Annotated in this window: 19 protein-coding genes and 3 pseudogenes; 5 read left to right on the top strand and 17 right to left on the bottom strand. The window is 62.4% G+C overall.

Features of this window, described 5'->3' with window-relative positions; genetic code table 11:
* The first annotated feature begins 44 nt into the window (after positions 1-44).
* Complete coding sequence (locus tag JFV30_RS08185; protein ID WP_201122971.1) at positions 45-986, top strand: SphA family protein; 942 nt, start codon at positions 45-47, stop codon at positions 984-986.
* Positions 987-1,101: 115 nt separating this feature from the next.
* Here the strand turns inward: JFV30_RS08185 and JFV30_RS08180 are convergent, their stop codons facing one another.
* The 5 genes from JFV30_RS08180 to JFV30_RS08160 form a co-directional block, all read right to left on the bottom strand.
* On the bottom strand, positions 1,102-2,316 hold the full coding sequence (locus JFV30_RS08180; RefSeq protein ID WP_201126150.1) for a DSD1 family PLP-dependent enzyme: 1,215 nt from the start codon (positions 2,314-2,316) through the stop codon (positions 1,102-1,104).
* Between the two features lie 53 nt (positions 2,317-2,369).
* The gene (locus JFV30_RS08175) at positions 2,370-3,698 is read right to left on the bottom strand and encodes a D-arabinono-1,4-lactone oxidase (RefSeq protein ID WP_201126149.1); all 1,329 of its coding nucleotides are present in this window, start codon (positions 3,696-3,698) and stop codon (positions 2,370-2,372) included.
* Positions 3,699-3,775: 77 nt separating this feature from the next.
* Entirely contained in the window at positions 3,776-4,144 is a 369-nt protein-coding gene (locus JFV30_RS08170; RefSeq protein WP_201122968.1) for a c-type cytochrome, read from the bottom strand.
* A gap of 140 nt (positions 4,145-4,284) precedes the next feature.
* Positions 4,285-5,037, bottom strand: a complete 753-nt coding sequence (locus JFV30_RS08165; RefSeq protein ID WP_201122966.1) for an outer membrane beta-barrel protein — start codon at positions 5,035-5,037, stop codon at positions 4,285-4,287.
* A gap of 124 nt (positions 5,038-5,161) precedes the next feature.
* Entirely contained in the window at positions 5,162-5,992 is an 831-nt protein-coding gene (locus tag JFV30_RS08160; RefSeq protein ID WP_201122964.1) for an arylamine N-acetyltransferase family protein, read from the bottom strand.
* Positions 5,993-6,150: 158 nt separating this feature from the next.
* Between JFV30_RS08160 and JFV30_RS08155 the strand changes: the two genes are divergently transcribed.
* Positions 6,151-6,396, top strand: a complete 246-nt coding sequence (locus JFV30_RS08155; protein WP_010175320.1) for a DUF6555 family protein — start codon at positions 6,151-6,153, stop codon at positions 6,394-6,396.
* A 31-nt stretch (positions 6,397-6,427) separates the two neighbouring features.
* Here the strand turns inward: JFV30_RS08155 and JFV30_RS08150 are convergent, their stop codons facing one another.
* On the bottom strand, positions 6,428-6,622 hold the full coding sequence (locus tag JFV30_RS08150; RefSeq protein WP_010175321.1) for a DUF6021 family protein: 195 nt from the start codon (positions 6,620-6,622) through the stop codon (positions 6,428-6,430).
* Between the two features lie 22 nt (positions 6,623-6,644).
* On the bottom strand, positions 6,645-6,818 hold the full coding sequence (locus JFV30_RS08145; RefSeq protein WP_010175322.1) for a hypothetical protein: 174 nt from the start codon (positions 6,816-6,818) through the stop codon (positions 6,645-6,647).
* Positions 6,819-6,970: 152 nt separating this feature from the next.
* Between JFV30_RS08145 and JFV30_RS08140 the strand changes: the two genes are divergently transcribed.
* Positions 6,971-7,492: a DUF3087 family protein gene (locus JFV30_RS08140; RefSeq protein WP_010175324.1), complete on the top strand. Its 522-nt coding sequence runs from the start codon at positions 6,971-6,973 to the stop codon at positions 7,490-7,492.
* 827 nt (positions 7,493-8,319) lie between these two features.
* Here the strand turns inward: JFV30_RS08140 and JFV30_RS08135 are convergent.
* From JFV30_RS08135 to JFV30_RS08090, 10 genes and pseudogenes are all read right to left on the bottom strand, one after another.
* Positions 8,320-8,732: pseudogene (locus JFV30_RS08135) on the bottom strand (MEKHLA domain-containing protein).
* Between the two features lie 43 nt (positions 8,733-8,775).
* Positions 8,776-9,907: pseudogene (locus JFV30_RS08130) on the bottom strand (MFS transporter).
* 75 nt (positions 9,908-9,982) lie between these two features.
* The gene (locus JFV30_RS08125; protein ID WP_169387739.1) at positions 9,983-11,347 is read right to left on the bottom strand and encodes an MFS transporter; all 1,365 of its coding nucleotides are present in this window, start codon (positions 11,345-11,347) and stop codon (positions 9,983-9,985) included.
* Positions 11,348-11,437: 90 nt separating this feature from the next.
* Entirely contained in the window at positions 11,438-11,974 is a 537-nt protein-coding gene (locus tag JFV30_RS08120; RefSeq protein WP_010175340.1) for an alpha/beta fold hydrolase, read from the bottom strand.
* A 4-nt stretch (positions 11,975-11,978) separates the two neighbouring features.
* A complete protein-coding gene (locus tag JFV30_RS08115) occupies positions 11,979-12,755 on the bottom strand; it encodes an HvfC/BufC N-terminal domain-containing protein (protein ID WP_169387737.1) in 777 nt (258 codons plus the stop codon).
* A pseudogene (bufB, locus tag JFV30_RS08110) lies at positions 12,752-13,602 on the bottom strand (MNIO family bufferin maturase). The gene JFV30_RS08115 and the pseudogene bufB overlap by 4 nt, the downstream one beginning before the upstream one ends.
* Positions 13,603-13,698: 96 nt before the next feature.
* Complete coding sequence (bufA2, locus tag JFV30_RS08105; protein ID WP_003211275.1) at positions 13,699-13,971, bottom strand: BufA2 family periplasmic bufferin-type metallophore; 273 nt, start codon at positions 13,969-13,971, stop codon at positions 13,699-13,701.
* Positions 13,972-13,995: 24 nt separating this feature from the next.
* Positions 13,996-14,763, bottom strand: coding sequence for an alpha/beta fold hydrolase (locus tag JFV30_RS08100; protein ID WP_201122962.1), 768 nt, complete (start codon positions 14,761-14,763; stop codon positions 13,996-13,998).
* A 45-nt stretch (positions 14,764-14,808) separates the two neighbouring features.
* The gene (locus tag JFV30_RS08095; protein ID WP_177130986.1) at positions 14,809-15,237 is read right to left on the bottom strand and encodes a DoxX family protein; all 429 of its coding nucleotides are present in this window, start codon (positions 15,235-15,237) and stop codon (positions 14,809-14,811) included.
* Positions 15,234-15,506, bottom strand: coding sequence for a BufA1 family periplasmic bufferin-type metallophore (locus tag JFV30_RS08090; protein ID WP_169387734.1), 273 nt, complete (start codon positions 15,504-15,506; stop codon positions 15,234-15,236). The genes JFV30_RS08095 and JFV30_RS08090 overlap by 4 nt, the downstream gene beginning before the upstream one ends.
* 811 nt (positions 15,507-16,317) lie before the next feature.
* Between JFV30_RS08090 and JFV30_RS08085 the strand changes: the two genes are divergently transcribed.
* Positions 16,318-19,146 (top strand): ATP-binding protein, encoded by a 2,829-nt coding sequence (locus JFV30_RS08085; RefSeq protein ID WP_201122960.1) that lies wholly within the window; start codon positions 16,318-16,320, stop codon positions 19,144-19,146.
* Between the two features lie 275 nt (positions 19,147-19,421).
* A complete protein-coding gene (locus tag JFV30_RS08080; RefSeq protein ID WP_201122958.1) occupies positions 19,422-21,695 on the top strand; it encodes a TonB-dependent receptor in 2,274 nt (757 codons plus the stop codon).
* Positions 21,696-21,698 lie beyond the last annotated feature (3 nt).

Here is a 21,698-nt window from a genome sequence, read left to right as displayed (position 1 = left end):
TTTCTATAGGCAGCGTCGTCCTGATAATAATAATGAGCCCAGACATGAACACGACCCGTGCGTTTTACCCCGTGCAACTCGCCCTGTTGACCCTCATCAGCCTGCCGGCCCTGGCCACCGAAGGCGGTGTCGACAACATCGGCCCGGGTACCGACGGCTTCTATATCCTGCCGCTGGACGTGAACAACCTGCCGGACCATATGTTCGCCTTCAACATTTACTACAACCATTACGAAGCCAAAAAGCTCGATATCAGCTCCCTGGGCGGCAAGGTGCCGGATGTGAAGATCAAGTCCGACGCGATCATCCCGCGCCTGGACTACCTCAGCCCGCTGCGGGTATTCGGCGGGCGCCTGGGGGGTTACATCGCCCAGCCGTACCTGAAGCAACAGGTGTCGCTGTTCGGCATGTCCGACACCCGCGAGAGCATGGGCGACACCACGGTGGCGCCGATCATTCTCTGGGACCTGGGCACGAACCTGACCGTGGGTACCGCCCTGGAAATCACCCTGCCCACCGGCGAATACGACGCCTCGCGCCTGGCCAATACCAGCAACAATTTCTACACCTACAAGCCGCTGGTGTCGGCGACCTGGATGCCCAACGAACGCACCGAGCTGTCGATCAAGACCACCTACAGCTTCAACAAGGAAAACCCCGACACCCATTACCGTTCGGGGCAGATTTTCCACTTCGATTATTCCGCCAGCTACAAGGTCACCGACAACCTCAGCCTGGGGGTCAACGGCTACTACCTCAAGCAGACCACCGACGATAAGCAGTACGGGCACACGGTGGTGAATATCTACGGCGAAGACGTCGACGACGGGGTCAAGGGCCAGGTGTTTGCGATAGGTCCTGCGGTGTATTTCACCTTCCTCAAGTACGCCAGTGCGGAAGTGCGCTGGGCCAAGGAATTTGATGTGCAGAACCGCCCGGAAGGCGACATGTTGTGGGCGAAGTTGACGATTCCGTTTGCCCTGTAAACCCGATTAAAGATGTGGGAGCTGGCTTGCCTGCGATGCAGGCAACTCGGTTTTCAGTGATACCCAGGTGATGCTATCGCAGGCAAGCCAGCTCCCACATGTTGATCGGGTTTCTTCAGCTGTAGACCGGCCAGGTATCGACGATTTTTCCGCCGCGCACCGCCAGCAAATCCCCGAACTGCAACAGCACAAACTCGCTCTGGGTCGGGCGCAAAAACACCTGATCCTCCACGTTCAGCCCCACCTTGGGCGAGCCGTTGACCATCTCCTGATTGGAGCTGCGCCCGTACAGGTCATTACTCTGCAATCCCTTGGGCGATTCAAATTCAGCCATCCAGTTGCCCCCGTAGATAAAGAACGTGGCGCGCTGGTTTGCATCCCACCACGAGAACAACCGCGACTTGCCATCCAGCGCCGGAATATCCACCGGCCCGGTGCTTTTCAACACGGGCGTGGCGATATAAGCCGCCGGCAGGTGTTCACTCAGCGACGGCAAGTCATAGTGGGTCGGCTTGAGCAGCGCCGTGCCCACCGACACCTCGCTGCTGAGTTTTTCCTGCTCGTGAATGCGATAACTCGGGCTGCCCGCCGTGTTCAATGTGAGCCCGTCACGCCACAGCGGCGCAAAGTGCTGACGGGTGTAGTCCACATAGCCGTTGTAGCGCTGCATGACCTTCTCGAACAGATCCTGGGGCGAACCCAGAATGCCCGGTACTCCCATGCCCACAAACGGGTCGTACCCCATGAAGCCGCTGAATTCCAGCTGCTGCGGATGCGCGCTGATCAGCGTCAGCATCTGCCCCAGCACCGCGTTGTCGCTGATGCCGCCGCGATGCAGGCCCACATCCAGCTCGATATTGACCCGCAGTTTCGTGCCCCGCCCCTGGGCCAGCGCCAGGTATTGCTGCAAGCGTTCGGGGGTGTCCAGCAGCCATTGCAACTGCCGGGACGGGTCGAACGGGCCTTTGTGGGTTTGGTAAAACAGCTCGGCCGAACGCACCGGCAACGGCTTGCCCAGCAGGATATCGGCGTCGGGAAAGACCTGGGCATCGTGGTTCAGAAACGGCTGGTGAAACGACATCAGGCGTTGGGTGCCGGCACGCTTGGCGATGTAGGCCAGCAGCCCTGGCGAGGGCAGGGATTTCTCCACCAGCCGCAGGTGTTTGCCGCCACGTTGTACTGACTGCATCACCACATCGATGTTGTGGTCCAGCCGGTCGAGGTCAATCAGCATCACCGGGCGCATCGGGCCATGGGCCTTGAGTTCCTGATTCAGGCTGCGAAAGTACTCGGTGTACGGGCTGCCCCGGTCGCCCGGTCTTAGCAGCATGGCACCGCCTACCAGCAACACACCGGTGCCGAGCATGAAATGTCTGCGGTTCATCAGGCCACTCCCAGAATCGATGACAGGTGCGCATTAAGGAATTTGCCGCTGGGGTCCAGCTCGCGGCGCACCCGGGTGAACTCTTCCCAGCGCGGGTACAACGGCTGCAGGATGCGCGCATTGAGGGTGTGCAACTTGCCCCAGTGCGGGCGGCCGGCGTATTTCCAGAAGATCGGTTCCACGGCGGCGAAGAAGTTGTGGTGGTCCATGGTGTAGTGCTGGTGCACGGAGATCGAACAGCTGTCGCGGCCCTCGAACATGCTCAGCGGAATGTCGTCGGCCTTGACGTAGCGGTACTCGATGGGAAACCAGGTACGCAGGTCCTTGTCGTTGATCAACTTGAGGATTTCCCGCAGGCAGGCCGGACCGTGTTCGGCGGGCACCGAATACTCCATCTCGTTGAAGCGCACATTGCGCACGTTGGCGTACACCTGGTACGACTCGGCGACGCGGTCTTCGAAGCTGGCGAAAAACCGCAGGCTGTTGAGCAAGGTGCGCCGGGCGTCGGGGAAATCACTGCCGTACTTGTCGAGCTTTTCGATGATCGACACAAACTCGTTGCCGCCCGCCTCGGCCGGGTCGATGGGCGGGGTTTCGGGGTCGGTGGTTTCATTCAGGGCGATGGACAGCGCGTAGTCGGAATGGGTCACCACGAGCATTTCCCAGTGCTGGTTTTCCCGGGTGTTTTTCCCTACGTCCTCCAGCAATTCTTCGGTCTTGGCGATCCACTGGCGCTCCCGCAGGCGGTACGGCGTGCGGTTTTGCAAACGCACCCGGGTGGCCACGCCGAGGGCGCCGAGGGATACCCGGGCGGCGCTGAACACTTCAGGTTGATGGTGGGCGTCACAGTCCAGAACCTCGCCCTGGGCCGTCACCAGTTGCAGGCCGGTGACACAACCGGAATAAGAGGTGAAGCCCACGCCGGTGCCATGGGTAGAGGTGGAGATCGCCCCGGCCAAGGTCTGGTAATCGATATCCGCCATGTTCGGCAGCGCCTGGCCGACGTCTTTCAAGGCCTGGCCCATGCGCGACATCGGTGTGCCGGCGGAGAAGGTCGCCTGCAAGGTGTGCGGGTCATGCTCCAGCAGGCCGTTGAAATAGCTCAGGGACAGCAGCGTGCCGTCGGTGGGCACCAGGGCACTGAACGAATGGCCCGAGCCCACCGGCCGCACTTTTCCCGGAGCCTGGCCGATGACCTGCACCAGTTCGTCGAGGGTCTTGGGTGCCAGCCGCGCCAGGGGCAGGCAGGTTTGCGCCCCCGACCAGTTGCGCCAGGGAATCAGCCTAGGTGCCCGGGCCAGTTGGGCCAGCACCGGGTTACTGGTCAATGCCATGAACGCGCCGGCTACCGCGCCACGTTGCAATAATTCTCGCCGTGAAAGCCCCATCGCCTACCCCGTTATGCTTATTGGATGTGTTGACCCGACATGAAGCTGATCAGCCCCAGGAATTGCTCTTCGGAGCACTGCACGCACAGGCCCATGGGTGGCATGCCGTTGTAACCGTTGATGGTGTGGTCCAGCAGGGTGTCCGGGCCCTGGGCGATGCGCGGGTTCCAGGCCGGGCCGTCACCGGTCAGCGGCGCGCCGGAGGCCGGGTTGGCGTGGCACAGCTTGCAACTGGTGTCGTAGACCTGGGCCAGGGCTGCGTCGCCGGGCATGGCATTGGCCGCCGTGGCGCGTTCGGGGGGATGTTTCGGTTTGTCGCCGCAGGCTGTCAGCAGGCAGGTCACGGCCAGCAGCAGACTGATGCGACGGGGGTTGATTGCCCGCATAGCCACCCTCTCTCTTATTGTGTGAAAGCGTGATCCACACTAAGGCAGCCAGGGCGCGGCGTTGAGGGTATTGGGGGACAGAAAGGGGGCTTGGGCGGACAGTCAAAGGTGGGGGTTGGCCCCCACCCGCGCAACAGGTGTTAGAACGCTATACCGACCTTGAACCCATACTCGTCACGCTTGAGCTTGGTGTTGTCGGCCACGTAGGAGTCGCCGTCGAGCTTGTACTCGGTGCGGGTGTAGTACAGGCCCGCCATCACCGGCAGGTCGCCTTTCTGGTTCATCAGCAGGCTGACTTCGGCGTACGGGTTGGTGCGGTCCTTGAGGTCCACGGTGTCGCTGCCGATGCCGTCGACCTTGAGCTTGGCGCGGCCATCAATGGTCCGGCGGGCGCCCAGCTCAACGCGCATGGTCATGTCATCGAACTGGTGGTTGTAACCCAGTGCAGCCTTGGCGAACGGCGATTTGTTGGTGAGCTTCATGTCGTAGTCGCCCGAGTCCGGCTCGTAGCGGGTCCAGCTGTAGCCGCCGCCCACCAGCACGTCGACGAAGTTGCGCGCATCCAGCGCGGCACGCCAGCCGAGGTCGAGGTCGGCCTGGCCTTCCTTGAGCTTGTTGTCGCTCTTTTCGCCATACTTGGCTTCGATACCGGCCTGATAGATAAAGCCCGACTCGGCCGTCAGCTTGTTGCCGAAGTTGTAGAACAGACCGGCTTCAGGCATGTGGTCCTTGTCGCTTTTGCTACCGCCTTCCAGCTTGAAGTCGTTGTAGCTGCCAAGGATCCCGAAGGTGGAAATCGGGTCAGTCGGCGCCGCCGCGAACACCACACCCGGTGCAGCGATCAGGGCCAGGACCGAGGAATTCTTGAGGATTTTTCCGAATAGTTTGGACATCGTTTTACGTCTCCATTGTAGGTGGCAAATTATTCAGGAACCGGTTCGAACCCTCGCTTTGGCGAAAGGTTCGAATTAATTTGCACCTTTTTTCGAGGTAAAACGGTTCAGCGAAGGCTCTATATCAAGCCTCTTGGACGGGAGCCAGCAAACGCTCGAGAATCGGCCGCAACTGTGGATGCTCCGGCAGCCGAATGCCAAAGCTGGCTTGCAACAGGCCCAGCAACTCATCCACGTCTGCGATTGCACGCTTTTCACTGGCCCGGTCCAGGTAATGAATCGCGTACTGGCCATTGTTCAGCGTGCGGCGAAATCCCGGGCCAATCAGTGCGACTTTCAACTGGCCGAGGAATGGCGAATCGGGGTGGGTGGAGACGTACCAGTTACCGATTTCGTAGTCGAAACGTGACTGCACCTGCAGGTCGAACACGTACAAGCCGCGCCACTCACCGGCGACCTGCGCCCACAGGGTGTAACTGCCTTCGTTCAGGCTCAGGCGATAGGGCTCATGGGCGGTGGCCTGGGTGGCGTCGGTGTCCAGTTGCAGCGGGCTGGTGGGCACCATGCCACCAAAGCCGACATCGCTGATGTAACGCACACCGTCCAGCGTCACCAGGCTCAGGCGATGGGTGCGCGCCGTCAGTGCATCCGGCGGGCCGCCCATTACCACGCGGCCGGTAATGCCCCGCGCGTCGAAGCCCAACTCCTGCAGCAAGGCCAGGAACATCTGGTTTAGCTCGTAGCAATAACCACCCCGCCCGTCGAACAGGACTTTCTGCTCGACGCTCGGCAAGTCGATCGGCACCGGGGCATGCAGCAGGGTCGACAGGCTTTCGAACGCGAAGGTGCTGACGTGGCGCAACTGCAAATCCTGCAGGGTTTGCAGGGTCGGCGGTGGCGGCGTGTCGTAGCCCAAACGTTGCAGGTACAAAAGGCTGTGGGTCAGCTCTGGCATGACGCAATCCTGGCGTGGGTGGCAAAGACATCACTAATACCCCGAAGGCGGTTGTTTGCCAATTGTGATTTGAATCAAACACAAGCCCTGTGATGCAGAAACTTTCTGAACCTTTCTGAACGGTTTCATATCCATTCACTACAAGACAGGGAGGCATCATGAGTACCGCGACGATCTACACCATCCACTACTTGCTACACGGCGAACCGAAAACCTTTGTGGTGCGTGCCGAGATCATGAACAACGCCGAAGCCTGGCATTGGGCGGCCGTTGACGCCGACATTGCCCATGTGGGGCGCATTGGCCGACCGGGTCATGAGCGGGTGAAAAAGACCACTCGGCCCTGGGCGGAGAAATTTGGCATCACTGAGGTGACATGGACTGCCCCGAAACGGCTTGGCTGAAAAAAAGCCCCGCACAACGGCGGGGCTTGTTTCACTGCTTCAGATCCCCCAGGGGATCATAGGCCGGCTTCTTGCCGGTTTTTTCCGGCTTGTCCAACGGGGCAATCGCAGGGCCTACCGGGTCGACCTGCGGGTCTGAAACATCGGGGGAATCGGGGTCGAAACCCAATTCGTCCTTGCCGCTGGAATGCTCCGATGAATGCGGGCCACTCTTACTGTTACTCATCACTGCCTCCTTCGCGCGCCGGTTACAGCGGGCGGGCCTTGTCGTGCAGGTTTTCCAGGTCTTCCTCGACCCGCTCCTCGTTGTGCTCGCGCTCGGCAGGGTCGTTGGGGCGCAAGGCGTCGTTGTCGCGCTCCTCTTCGCCGGGCGTGCGGTCGGGGTTGGGTGTGCCGGGCGGCTGTTGCTGGTACCGGGTCATGGTTCACCTCACTTGGGGTCGATTGCCTACGAGGTTTAGAGAAAACGCGGTGGGCCATCGTTCAACCGGATTACCGTCACTCCGACGGGGGAACCATGAGAAGATGCCGGCCGGCGTTATACCCCTACTCAGCCCATGGAGACTGCACCCGGATGTTTGAGCTTAAACCGTGCGACCCGATTGTTTTTCGCCAGCAGACGCGACGCAGCACGCTGATAGTCGCGGTGCTGTTCGTGGCGCTGGCGATGGGGCTGTCCAGCCTGGCGGTGATGGTGTTTGGTACGCCTGGGGGCGATAACTTTCGCTTCAATGTGGGCGGGGTGTTTGCCGGGGTATTGATCACACTGGCGCTGGTGCGGGGGCCGTTCTGGAACCAGGCCTGGCTGGCGCCGGCGGTGTATGGCTGGCAGCTCAAGCGCAGTTTGATGAGTGTGACGAATGTGATGCACAAGGTGACTGACCGGGTGAAAGCGAATGATCCGGTGGCGATCAAATTGCTGCGGTTTTATCACCTTGGGTTGATGCAGATGCACGAACTGGACGCCAACTCGAGCGCTCAGGCGCAGTTGGTGCGCGAGGTTGATGAGCACCTGGAGAGGATGCGGGGGTTGGGGATTGAACCTGACCAGACGCGGTTGGATCCGGGGTGGGTTGAGGCGGTGAAGGCTCGCTGATTGGGGGGATATCCGTTATTTGGGTGATGGCTTCGATGGGTTCCGCTCTTACAGCGGGTCACTTTTGAAAAGAGCCCAAAAGTAACCAAAAGGCTCTTGCCCCACCACTCGGCACCTCGCTCAGGCTCGGTGTGCCCTCACTCCGGCTTTGGACCGTGGGCCGCCGCGATGGGCCATCCTTGGCCCAGCGCGGCTAACCCGGCGTCCTGCCGGGTTACCCACGCTCCAAAGCCTGCGTTCGGCCAGCGTGGTTTAACGGGGCGCCTAAGATCAAGATCAACAGCAGATCAAGAGCACAGCGGCCTACAGGCCGGCTTGAGTGGTGTGAAGCAAAGGCAACATCAAGATCAAAATCTACAGCGGGCACGGTCCAAATGTGGGAGCTGGCTTGCCTGCGATGGTCGTTAACGATGACGTTGGCGTCCTGATTCAACGCGGCGACCTCAGGTTTTTCGCCGGCAAGCCGGCTCCTACAGAAAAGCGGCTCTGCTTTGGCTTTTGATCTGGCTTCTACCACTCAAGCCGGCCTGTAGGCCGCTGTGCTCTTGCTTTTGATCTTGATCTTGCTCTGACTGCCCCAATAAGCCCGAGGCCGAACGCAGGTGGTGCGGAGCGGCTAAACCGGCAGGACGCCGGTTTAGCCGCGCTGGGCCAAGGATGGCCCATCGCGGCGGCCCGCGGAGCAGCGCCGGAGTGAGGGAACACCGAGCCTAGGCGAGGTGCCGACAGGCGGGGCAGAGCCTTTTGCTTACTTTGGGGCTTTTCCAAAGTGAGTCGCTGTAAGAGCGAAACCATAAGCCGCCGTTACCGAAGAAACGGATATGTACTCAGCCCCCCTCATCCAACCAAAACAAAGCCGCCTGCCCCACCCCGCCCAACAAATTCCAAACCACCCCGTCATGAATCATGAACGCCTGATTCTGCGCATCCACCCGCCACCCGCTGTAGCCATGAGCAATCCCCTTGGCCCCAACCTGCTCCATCAACACCTGCCGCGCCGGCCGATCCAGCTCCGAGGCACTGAACCGCGAAGGCATCCCGATAAAACCCTCACGCGGATACTTAAAGCAGCGCAAGGCACACTCATTCACATAGGTAAAACGCGGATCACCCGCCCCGTCATGGGCCAGCAAGCTGTAGGGCGCCTGCTCATGCAACCACGTCAGCCGCTGCTCACCCCCAACCCCTCGGGCGCCGGCAACCCCTGCCCGGTCCAATGCCGGTAAGCCTCATCCAGCAAACGCACAAAATGTTCGTCAAAAGACACAACCGGCCTCACATCATCAAGTCGAAATCTTCGCCCGCCAGCAGAACACCGCACTGACCGCAATCGCCGCCCCGGCCACACCAAACACCCAGGGCGCCGACGCCACCGGCAGCAGCAACCCCGCCAACAACGGCCCAAGCCCCGCCCCCACATCACGCCATACCGCATTCGAGGCCAACGCCGAGACCCGCATCGCCCCCGGGTTGCGCTCCGCCACCAGCGTCGTCACCAACGGCAATTGCAACGCCCGCAACACCAGCACCGCCGCGGCGCCCGCAATCACCCAGTGGCTGCCAAACGCCCCCAGCGCCAACGCACTGAGAAAGGAAAACAGCAACAACATCGACGTGGCACCAAACTGCTGCGCCGCGCGGCCACCCAGCGGGCTCAGGAGCAGTTCCGAGACATACCGCAGGGCCATCAAGCCGCCCGCAATCAGTACCGCGTTGCCACCGAGGATCTTCTGCGCCTGAATCGACAGGCCGAAGATAAACAGCCCGTCCAGCGCCACACCTTCGATAAACGACCAAGGTCGCCACACTGTCGGGCAACCGGAAGCGTCGCCCCGGCGTGCCGTGCAAATTATGACCGGCAGTGGGCAGCCCCCGCGCCATCCATAATCCCACCAGGCAACACCCCGCCAGAATCAGGAAAATCGGACGCGGACCGACATGCAATGTCAGCCATCCCCCCAGCGGTAACGCCAGCATCGGCCCCAGGGCGATCAACGCCCGTGAGCGCCCCGCCCGCCGCGCCGCACCCAGCGGTTCGGAGGTGGCCAACACTTGAGTGGAAAGGTTCAACGCGGCAAAACACAGGCCCCAAATCAGCCGCAGCCCGAGCAAGGCGGCAAAGCCGGACAACATCGAGTTGCCCAGGGCACACACCGCCGCCGCACCGGCGGCGATGGAGCAGGTCAGGCGATCGCCGTTACGGGCGTAGAAATTCAGAACATGCTTGTAGCCAAAGATCCGCACCAGGCGGTTGGCCGCCAGCAGCACCCCGGCCTGGGCCAGGGTGATACCGAATGCCTGGGACTCCATTGGCAGCACCAGGTACAGCAACACGTCACTGGGCAGGCACAGGCCGAGGGTCAGCGCAGCACGGCGGGAGTGGGCATCAGCACTGCGTTGGGCCAGATCAGACATAAAAGCTGAAACATTCAGAATTATTTAGACGGCCACGGTAGCCGTCTACCGCCCTGTTTTACAAGGCCCGAATGATTAAACCTTGGCGCCGTCCTGCATCAGGCGCAAACCGCTGGCCACCGCGCCCACCAGGGCAAACCCGCACCCCAGCCACAACGCGTACTGCGGGCCGCTGCTCAGGGACAGGTGGAAACACAGCGCCACCAGCGAAGCCCCCAGCGTCTGCCCCATCAACCGCGACGTGGCCACAATCCCGCTGGCCCCGCCACTGCGGGCGATGGGCGCGCTGGTCATGATTGCCTTGAGGTTGGGCGACTGGAAGAAACCGAACCCGGCGCCACACAAGGCCATGCGCCAACCGATATCAAAGGTCGACGCGTCATTGCCGAGAGTCGCCAGCGACGCCATGCCTGCGCTCAACATCACCAGGCCGATGCCACACAGCAACGCCAGCGAGATGCGATCCGCCAGGCGCCCGGCAATCAACGCCATCACCGCGACCACCGCCGGCCATGGCGTCATCAGGAAACCGGTGGCCACCTGGCTGTGGCCCAGCACGGTTTGCAACAGGAAGGGCAGCGACACAAACGCCAGGCCCTGGGCGCTGAACGCGCAAATCGCGGTGAGCGCCGACAGGGTGAAGAGCGGGCGCTTGAACAGATCCACCGCCAGCATCGGCGCCGGGTGCCCGGCCTGACGCCGGATCAGCAACACGCCACACAGCAGCGCCACGGCGATCAGCCCCAGGGTCAACACCGCCTGCGCACCGTGCACCGCCGACCCCAGCCCCAGTACCAGCAGGGCGAACAACCCGGCGCAAAGAATTGCTGCCAGCCGGTCGAAGGCATGCCCGGTAATCGGGATCACCGGAATCGCACGCACCCCCAGCCACAAGGCCAAAGCGCCCAGGGGCAGGTTGATCAGGTACAACCAGTGCCAGGTGGCCACCGACAGAATCGCCGACGCGGCGGTGGGCCCCAGCGTAAAGGCCAGCCCCACCACCAGCGAGTTATACCCCAACCCCCGGCCGAGTATTTTTGCCGGGTAGATATGCCGCAACAGCGCAATGTTGACGCTCATGATCGCCGCTGCGCCCAAACCCTGAACCACCCGGGCGGCGGTCAGGGTCGGCAGCGACCAGGCCAGGCCGCAAAACAGTGACGCCACCACGAACACCAGCAAGCCACCGAGGAACACCCGGCGGTGGCCGACCACATCACTCAGGGAGGCAAAGGGCAGCACGGCGGCAATGGTCGCCAACTGGTAGGCGTTGACCACCCAGATCACCGAAGCCGAATCGGTGCCGATGCCTTCAGCCAGGGTTGGCAACGCCGTGTTGACGATGGCCGTGTCGAGGGTCGCCATGCCGATCCCCAGGGAAATCGCGACCACCGCCGCTAAACGTTTATCACTGGGCAACCCATCAGCTACAGAAGACATGGACAATCCGCACACGTGGCAAAGGCCTTAAGAGTAAGGGCTGCGGCCTTTTTTCAGCGGACAAATGCGCGGCTGTCCAAATATTCATGTTCAGGTACGCCAGGTGCCCATCCGCGCCATTTGCACCAGCACCTCGGCCAGGGCGGGCTGCGGCGCACTGTTGACGGTGACCAGCGCCACACAACGGGTGGGCCGCAGGGTTGCGGCTGCCGTGACGGCGCGGCCACCGAGGTCGAACCCGGCGAGCACCGCCTCGGGGATGTGCAAGGCGTTCATCAGGTCCAGCACGTCCTGGCCGAGCACCACTTCCTGAGTGCTGGCGGGTGCAGCCTTGTCCAGTTGCGTGGTGGTGCCATGGCCCCGCAGGTACGGCGCGACCACCCGAAAGCCCTGGGACACCAGCTGCGACGTGACCCCGGCGAAGCGTTCCAGATCACCGTCCGCGCCATGCAGCAAAATGATCGGCCGGCCCTCCTCCGGGCCGGCTTCGTAGTAGCCGATGTCCAGCAGGTCGGTGCTGACCTGGCGGATCTGCCGGCTCGCGGGCGCCGCCATTACCGGAAGGGACAGCGCGACGGAAGCAATGGCAGTGGAAATCAAAAAACGACGGCGATTGAAATAAGACATGCGGTTATAGCTCCGAAAAATGTGACACAGGCAGGTCGTCAACGACCCCCACAATCAACTCACTGCCGATCCAGCCGGCCAGCCATTCACCGGCCTTTTCCACGCCCTCCTCTACCCCCAGGCGCTCAACCAGAAAGTCGCACAGCCCGACAAAACTGCCGTCGCCTTGCAGGTGCACCAGCGCCTGGTACTCCAAGGCATCGACTTGGCGCAAACGCGAAGTAAATTGCCGACGCCACACCAGCAGCCCGCCGGCCTCGGCCAGCATCACCGCCTCGGGTGCCGGGGTTTGCTGCCACAACGCCGACCAGATCGCCTCGGCATTGGTGGTCAGCCCATGGCATCGCAACGACGGCGTGAGCTGCAGGTGTGCGGTGTCCCAATCCACCGCCGCCAATACGTCCATGGGCAACGGGCTCGCATCGGCAGCCACAAATGCCTCATTGAGCGACGACTCAATCCACGCCAGCTCATGCACGTCGGGGTTGTTGGGGAACAGTTCACCCAAGGTCAGGTGAAAGCCTTCGGGATAGACGTCCAGCGTCCAGGCATGGGGCGGATGCCGGTCGATATGGCTGATGGCTGCGGCCAGAAACGCCTCATCCCCAACCCAACGCCGCAGGTTGGGAAAGGCCTGCTCCAGGCAACCCACCAGTTGTGCGCGGTAGTTGTTCTGGTAAACCGCCAGCCCGGCGGTGTTGTTGCCGAGCACTTGGGCGGATTCGTCCGATGCACTCACCAGCCAGGTGTGAAAGGCCTGCTGCCATTGCGCGAGGTTCATGGGCGCGCCTGCGCACGCTTGAACGCCTCGGAAGCGCCCAGCATCCGGGCGATCGACAGTTCCTCCAGCAGCTCAGCCAAGGGGGAATCTCGTCGTCGCGCTCGATCATCGTGGCGACCGGGCCGAGCAACGCAATGGCCTTGGCATACACATCCCAGACCCCGTCACACACCGGGCTGTCATGGCTGTCGATCAGCAATTCGCGGCCCTGGCTGTGGCCGGCCAGGTGAATCTGCCGGACCTGCTCGGCGGGAATTCCGTCAAGAAACGCCAGGGCGTCAAAGCCGTGGTTGCTGGCGCTGACAAACACATTATTGACGTCCAGCAACAGCTCGCAGCCGGTGCGCCGGGACATGGCGGCGATAAATTCCCACTCGCTCATGGACGCGCCTTCAAAGGCCAGGTAGCTGGACGGGTTCTCAAACAGCATCATGCGGCCCAACACCTCTTGAGCCATGTCGATATTGGCGCAGACCCGGTCCAGTGCCTCGTCGGTATATGGCACCGGCAGCAGGTCATGGGAGTTGAACCCACCACTGCGGGACCAGCTCAGGTGGTCGGACACAAACAGCGGTTCGATCTCGTCCACCAGCGACTTGAGGCGCTTCAGGTAATCGCGATCGAGGCCCTCGGCCGTGCCGATCGACATCGACACCCCGTGCAGCGCCACCGGATACCGCTCACGAATCTGGCGCAGGATATGCCGGGGCTGGCCGCCCGCGACCATGAAGTTCTCGGAGATCACTTCAACGAAATCCACCGCCACCGGGGCCTCCAGGAACTCGCTGTAGTGCTCCTTGCGCAGCCCCAGGCCATAGCCCGGGAAACGCGGGTTGGATGTCGGCATCTTGGGGTCTCCGTTATAAAACTGTGGGGGCGAGCTTGCTCGCGAAAAACCTGAGAACAACGCGGGGCGCAGGCACCCCGCGTGTTCATTACGACCTTACTTCGGCTCAGTGGTGGTGCCGCCCAGCTTCAGGCACTCGGACGGGGTCTTCACGACCACGCCCTGGCCCTTGCAGCTGTTGAGGCCCTTGCAATCGTTCTTGGCCGTGGCGCACAGGCTTTCGCCCTTGCAGTTGTTCACGCCGTAGCAGCGGCCTGGCTGCTCCGGCTGGTCGGCGGCACTCGCGGCAGCGGCGAAAGAGGCCGACGCCATGGCGATCAGGGCGGCAGCAGTGGCAAGGCTCAAGCGGGATTTGATGGACGTACTCATGGGTGTTACTCCTCGGGGTGGGGTTTATTTGATGACGGATGCAGCGTCTTCGATGACCTTCGCCACAGCCTCAGGCTGGGAGATGTACACCGAATGGCTGGCCTTGATTTCGGTGACCTTGGAGCCGGCGCGCTTGTACATCCAGCGCTGCAGATCCGGGCTCAGGGCACGGTCTTCGGTGGACACCACGGCGTAGGTCGGTTTCTTGTGCCAGGCCGCAGCCCACACCGTGCCGCCGAACAGCGCGGTGGTGGCCGGCACTTGGGAGGCGGCCATGAAGTCAGTGCGGTTGGTGGTCAGGTCGGCGGCGAAATCGGCGTTGAACTTGGTGCGGTCAAAAAACAGATGCCCGTCGCGGGTCTGCTTGACGTCATTGCTCGGCGCCGGCATCGACGACAGCAACTGGCTCATGTTCTCGCCGACTTCCGGTTGCAGGGCCGAGACATAGACCATCGACTTGACCTTGTCGCGGTCACCGGCAATCGAGATCACCCCACCGCCGGAGCTGTGACCCACCAGCACCACCGGGCCGACCTGCTGCTCCAGCACTTCGCGGGCCTCGGCCACGTCGGCGGCGAGGCTTTCATGGCCCTGATGCACCACGGTGACCTTGTAGCCCTTGTGAATCAGGATGTCGTGCACCACTCGCCAGCCGGAGCCGTCGACGAAGGAACCGGGCACGATCACCACGCTTTTACCGGTGCCCGGCTGAGGCTTGGCTGCATCGGCGGCCGAGGCCACTAACGGTGTAGCGAGTGCCATGGCGATCGCCAGGGAAGAAAGAATACGCATGCGACTCTCCACAGGCCTTGGGGCCTGATCATTGTTGTGAAAGGGTTAACGGCGTTGGCCGGACAACACGCGGTCCAGTGACCAGGCCCCGCCGCCATACGCCAGCAGCGGCAGCAGCAGCCCCGCCCAGGTCAGGTGGGTTGGCCAGGCGTCGGGGTACACAAACACCTCGATCACCAGGGTCATGCCCAACAGCGCAGCGGCCGCAGGACGGGTCAGCAAGCCCAGCACCAGCAACAGCGGGAACAGATGCTCGGCGTAGGTCGCCAGGTGCGCCGCCCATTCGGGCGGCACCAGCGGCAAGGCGTACTCCGAGCGAAACAAGGTGTAGGTCGACGGCTTGAGCTGCAGGAAACCGGTCACCTTGGTGCGGCCCGAGAGGAAAAACACCGAAGCGATACCCACGCGAGCCACCAGCAACAGCAGCGCCTCAGGCAGCACACGCTTGAGCACCGCAGGGGCCAGGGCAATCATGGTTGTTCCGTCAGGCTGCCGAAGCCTTTGGGGGTTTTGATCTGGGTGCAGGTGCCTTTGTCCACCAGCACCCAGGCGTTGCCCTGGTAATCCGCCTTGGCGGTACCGGCGCAGGAAGTCCCGGCACCGGCGGCGCAGTCGTTGGCACCGGCGAGGGACACGCCGAAGCATTTTTCCTGGGGCTTGGCCTCATCGGCATGGGCGGTGGCGGCGAAGGCACCGAGGGACAGTGCGAGGGTGGCGGCAAGGGCAGCGTAGTGGCGCTTCATGGTGTGGAACTCCTGGCTTGACTGAATGTGGCCAGGGCGCTTGTGCGGTGAGTGACCACCTGCGCCATCTGGTAGACAGATTTAAAGCCAGGCGTGTATCCCGTCTGTGTCGCGTTCCCGCCTTCTATTCATGCCGGTGTATCAGGTGGGTGCTGAGACACAGTCTGATACACAGCCCCAATCGTGGTGAGCCGGGCTGTTGTGGTGAACCGGACTGTTGTGGTGAGCCGGGCTGTTATGGTGAGCCGGGCTGTTGTGGTGAGCGGGCTTGCCCCGCGCTGGGCTGCGAAGCAGCCCCCAATAGAGAACCACCGCATATCAACAGGCAACACGCGACAGCCGATTTCAGGGCCGCTTCGCGCCCCAGCGCGGGGCAAGCCCGCTCACCACAACAGCCCGGCTCACCACAACAAGCCCGCTCGCCACAGACCACCGCCGTTTTATTCGGCTTCCCGAACGACACAATTAGAAATATTCGCCTTTCCGAACATCTTCCTTCCTTCGCCACCGACGACCGCAGAAATCCCCATAAATTTCATACGGTTGTTGTCATCTTTGTTACATGCCAACTGGCATACATTCTGCTACATCAGGTTTTCTAGTAATAAAATGTTTCGAATCTGAAACAGTCTCATCGCCTGAAACCCTACGGCCCCGCGCCCTATAACAATGTCCATGCCCCAAAGGAGGGCGGCAATTCTCACCTTTTGATCGACTTCAACTCTCCAAGCCTGCTGCCGCACGTAAGCACCCAAAAGGGCGAATGGCCTGATCGCCAATAACAAGCCCGACTACAAAAAAGGACAAATTGATGAGTTCGAGCAAATACCCCGCAGCGTCCTTTATGGACCTCGCCCCCCAGGCCCCGGACCACACCGAGAACGCTATCGGTTTTGGCCCCTTTCTCTTGTTGGCGCGCCAGCATGTATTGCTGCGCAACGGCGAGCCGGTGACCCTCGGCAGCCGCGCCTTGTACTTGCTGATCGCCCTCGCCAGCCGGGCTGGCGAGTTGCTGGAAAAGTCCGAGCTGATCTCTTTCGCCTGGCCCAAGGTGGTGGTGGAGGAATGCAACCTGCGCGCGCAGATCGTGGCGCTGCGCCGGGCGCTGGGGGATGACGGCAACTTCAGCTACATCGTCACCGTGCCGGGCCGGGGCTACCGGTTTGTCGCGCCGGTGACGATGCAGGCAGTGAGCGAAAGCGCAGTGCCCCAGGCCCTGGTGCCGGCCCTGACGGCAGACGTACCCAGCCTGCAACCGGCGACGCCGGGCACGGTGATTGGCCGTGAGCAACTGATCCTGAGCCTTGCCGACCAAGTCCTGAGCCAGCGCTTCGTGACCATCACCGGCCCCGGCGGCATCGGCAAGACCACCGTCGCCCTGGCCGTGGCGCAACTGCTGCAGGGTCGCTTTCCCCAGGGCATGTGCTTCGTCGACCTGGCCCCCGCCACCAGCGGCCAATGGGTGGCCGGCATGCTCGCCGGCGCCCTGGGCATCCAGAGCGTAAGTGACGAGCCGCTGCAAAGCGTGGCCTCGGTGCTCGCCAACAGCCCGCTGCTGCTGGTGCTCGACAACTGCGAACACGTACTGCAAGCCACTGCCGACGCGGTCGAAGTGCTGCTGCGCTGCGCGCCCCAGTGTTGCGTGCTGACCACCAGCCGCGAACCGCTGCGGGCCGACGGCGAACGGGTGCACGACCTGGCACCGCTGCTGGTGCCGGATGAAGACGCCAGCCTGAGTGCCGAGCAAGCCGTGACCTGGTCCGGCATCGCGTTGTTTATCGAACGGGTCAAGGCCCTCGACCCCGGCTTCGTGTTCAAGGACGCCGACGTCGCCGCTGCCAGCGCCATCTGCCGCAAGCTCGACAGCAATGCCCTGGCCATCGAAATCGCTGCGGCGCGGGTGCGTACCTTCGGCATTCAGGACCTGGTGGGTTTGCTCGACGGCAGCTTCCGCCTGCAAATGACCGGCCGACGTACCGCCCTGGCGCGCCACCGTTCACTGAGCGCGACCCTGGACTGGACCTACTCGATGCTCTCCGGCGACGAACAGGCGATGTTGCGCCAACTGGCGGTGTTTACCGGTTCCTTCACCCTGGACGCGGTCAAGGCCATGACCGCCAGCAGCACCCTCGATGGGCGCAACGCCCTGCCCTTGCTCGAAAGCCTGATGGACAAGTCGCTGCTGATCGCCGGTGAATCCCGGTTGCTCAAGCGCTACCGCCTGCTGGAAACCACCCGCGCCTACGCCCTGGAGAAACTCAACGAACACGGCGAAGCCGATGCCACCCGCCAGCGCCATGCACTGTTTGCCCTCGGGGTTTTGCAGGAAGCCGGGCAGACCCTCGACGGGCTTTCCCCCGAGACCTGGGTCGGCCTCTACGGCCCGGAAATCAACACGGTCCGCGCGGCACTGGAGTGGGCCTTTTCACCCTCGGGCGACCTGCCCACCGGCATCGAACTGACCCTGGGCGGCGTGCCGTTGTGGCTGCGCCTGTCGCTGGTCAGCGAGTGCCGCACCTGGGTCGACAAAGGCCTGGCCAGCGCCGCCACTACCCCGCTGCCGCTGCGCCAGCGCATGCTGCTGCAAACCGCCCTGGCCAGTGTGCTGATGCTGACCTACGGCACCGGCGGCCCGATGCGTGAAGCCTGGCGCCAGGTGCGCGAAGACGCCCGCGACCTGGGCGACGCCGAACACAAGCTGCGGGCGCTGTGGGGCCTGTGGAGCGACCGTTGCGGCTGCAACCAATACGCCGAGGCGCTGGAACTGGCCGAGCGCTACATCACCCTGAGCCACAGCGGCAACCAGCAACTGCTGGGCAAACGCATGCGCGCCCTGGCGTTGTTCCACATGGGCGACCTGGCCGGTGCCCGGCAGAATATCGACGAGGCGCTGGGGTCACCCTCGGCACCGCGTTCGCACATTATCGATGTGCACTTTGACCAGCGCATCGCCGCCCGCTGCCTCAAGGCGCAGGTGCAGTTGCTGGAGGGCGATGTTGACCCGGCGCTGCGCTTGATCGGCAGTTGCGTCGATGAATCCATCACCCTCGATCACCCCGCCACCCTCTGGTACACCCTGTGCCTGGGGGCGATTCCGCTGGCATTGCTGGCGTCCAACCTGCCCAAGGTGCGCTATTACCTGGGGTTGCTTCAAGACAGCACGACGCAGCAAGACCTGCACATTTGGCGTCAGTTTCGCCTGTGTTTCGAGAGCATCCTGCTGATCCGCCAGGGCTCGCCCGAGGAAGGCGTGCCGCTGTTGGGTGAAGCGTTGCACCACTTGCATGGGCAGGGCGATAGCCAGCTGTATAGCCTGTTGCGCTGCGAATACGCCCTGGGCCTGGCACGGCTCGGGCTGGAGAAACTGGCGCTGGAAGTGCTGGAAGACACCCTGCAATTGGCGCTGGGCCGGCATGAGCGCTGGTTCGTGCCGCAGATGCTGCGGATCAAGGCGCAGCTGATTCTGCGCCAGGCGCAGTACGGCGCGGTGGACAAGGCCAAGGTGCTGCTGCGCCAGGCGTGGGTCGATGCGCAGTTGGCCGGCGCGCATTTTTGGCGGGCACAGATTGCCAGTGACCTGGCCAGGTTGCAGGAGCCGAAGATGCGGATCGCCTCGCTGCCAAGGTTTCAGCATCGGTAAAGGCCGCCAGTGCCGGTGCGTATCCGTTATTCAGGTAGCGGATACGCACCCTGTTGATTCCCGAACAACCTGCCTTCTGATTGTTGCTTTTTCAGCGAACCTCTCGCACCACAAAAAAATATATCAATAAAATCAAATACTTAATTATGACAAAATGATGGCATATAGCTTGCTATCAACCCTTCAGCTTACTCTTCAAAGAGCGGCCCCTGCGTGACGGGACGGCACCCCGCCGGCCCCACGCTCAAGAATCGAATTTCTTAAGGGACCTTGCCATGCACCCTCTGCTCCGTTACCCGCGCCCCACCAAACCCACGCGCCCATTCCTCCTCGCCAGTGCGCCGTTCATGGTCCTGCTGGCGGGGGACGCCTTAGGCGCGGAACAACCTGTCACCACCGCCCTGCCCCAGGTTACGGTGACCGCCCAACGCCACGAAGAATCTGCACAGGACGTGGGTATCGCCCTCACTGCCCTCAGCGGCCAGGACCTGCAAGACAAGGGCGTGACCAAGGTCAACGACCTGCAAAACTACGTGCCCAACCTCGACATCGCACCCCAGTACGGCGGCGGCAACCCGCTGTTCCGCATACGCGGTGTGGGCCTCAAGGACTACGGCAGCAACAACACCTCCACCGTCGGCGTGTACCTCGACCAGGTGGCGTTGCCCTACCCGATCCAGACCCAGGGCCAACTCTTCGACCTGGAGCGCGTGGAAGTCTTGCGCGGCCCCCAGGGCACGCTGTACGGGCGCAACAGCACCGCCGGCGCGATCAACTTCATCACCAACAAACCCACCCGGGAATTCCACGGCGGGCTGACCACCAACTACGGCTCCTACAACGCCAGCAACGTCGAAGGCTTCCTCTCCGGCCCGCTGACCGACACCTTGCGCGCCCGCCTCGCCTTCATCACCGAACAAGGCGGCGCCTGGCAAGAGAACCGCGTGACCGGGCAAAGCCTCGGGGACAAGGACAACACCTCGGTGCGCGGCCAGTTCGACTGGGACGCCACCCCCGACATCAACTTCAACCTGACCCTGCATGCCGGCCAGGACAAGTCCGACAGCCTGGGCTCCTACCTGTATCAGGGCCTCAAGCCCAATGCGACCAATGGCCGGGGCTACTCGGCCATCGGTGCCGAGAGCGACCCAAGCAAAACCGGCTGGGGCCTGACCCCGGGTTTTGCCAGGCTCACGGGCCTGTCGGTCGGTGACAAACCCCATCGCGACAACGACAACACCGGCTTCGCCCTCACCGGCACCTTCGACCTCAACGACCATTTGAGTGTCACCAGCATCACCGCCTCCGACCGTTTCCGCCGGCGTGAATACATCGACTGGGACGCCTCGGTGATCCCGCAATCCGACGAATATTTCGACTCGAAAATCGAGGTGTTCTCCCAGGAATTGCGCCTGGCGTCCCACGACAACGAGCGCTTCAACTGGCAGACCGGCCTGTATTTCGCCCAGGACCGCCTCGACGAAAACTTCTATTCGGACTTCAGCGCCAACCTCGGCTACGGCACCTACACCTCGTACACCCAGAAGTCGAACACCTACAGTGCCTTCGCCCAGGGCGACTATCAGCTGACCGACGACTGGAAACTGATCGTCGGCCTGCGCCAGGAAAAAGAACACCGCGAACTGCAAGACTTCAGCACCCAGCGGATCCTGGTAAACAGCGGCGTCTACAGCTTGGGCCAACTGAGTTTCCCGGCCGCCGACAGCGACCTCGACAGCAACTCCACCTCGTGGAAGCTGGGCCTGGAATACCAGGTCACGCCTTCGACCCTGCTGTATTCCACGGTCAGCCGCGGGATCAAATCCGGCGGCTTCACCGCCTACAACTCCAGCTACGCCGAGCAGATCGCGCCGGTCAAACCGGAGAAACTGCTGGCGTATGAACTGGGTTTCAAAAGCGACTTGAGCGACACCCTGCGCATCAACGGCTCGGCGTTCTACTACGACTACCGCGACCAGCAGTACCAATCCCAAGTGTGGATCAGCCAGCAGATCGGCAACGTCGGGCGACTGGTGAATATTCCCAAATCGAAAATCTACGGCTATGAATTCGAGCTGCAATGGGAGCCGCTGCCAGGCCTGACGCTGGGCCAATACTTCGGCACCAAAAAGGGCAAATACCTCGACTACAAGGGCCTTGATAGCACCGCCACCCGGGCCGTGGGCTTTGCCTATCCGGTGTACACCGACTTCTCCGGCTCCAGCCTGACCAACTTCCCGAAAATCAGTTACGGCGGCCAGTTGCAATATGTGTGGGATGTCGGCGGCTTCACCTTCAGTGCCGAGAGCGATTACTCGTTCCACGACCGCATCGTCGGCAGCAACGGCACCACCACCCAGAAATACTGGCTGGCGAATGCGCGCCTGGGCATCACGCCCAAGGGCAGTCACTGGTCGGGTGCCTTGTGGGCCCGCAACGTGTTCGACAAGCAGTACGACCTGTACCACGGCTCGTTCCTGTCCAACGCACAGATCGCCACGCCGGGTGAGCCACGCACCGTGGGCGTCCAGGCCAGCTACACATTCTGAGGA

It is taken from the genome of Pseudomonas sp. TH32 (genome assembly GCF_016650855.1).
Taxonomy (GTDB): Bacteria; Pseudomonadota; Gammaproteobacteria; order Pseudomonadales; family Pseudomonadaceae; genus Aquipseudomonas.
The sequence above is the reverse complement of the archived record's forward strand: the minus strand, read 5'-3'. Positions and strand labels throughout refer to the sequence as shown.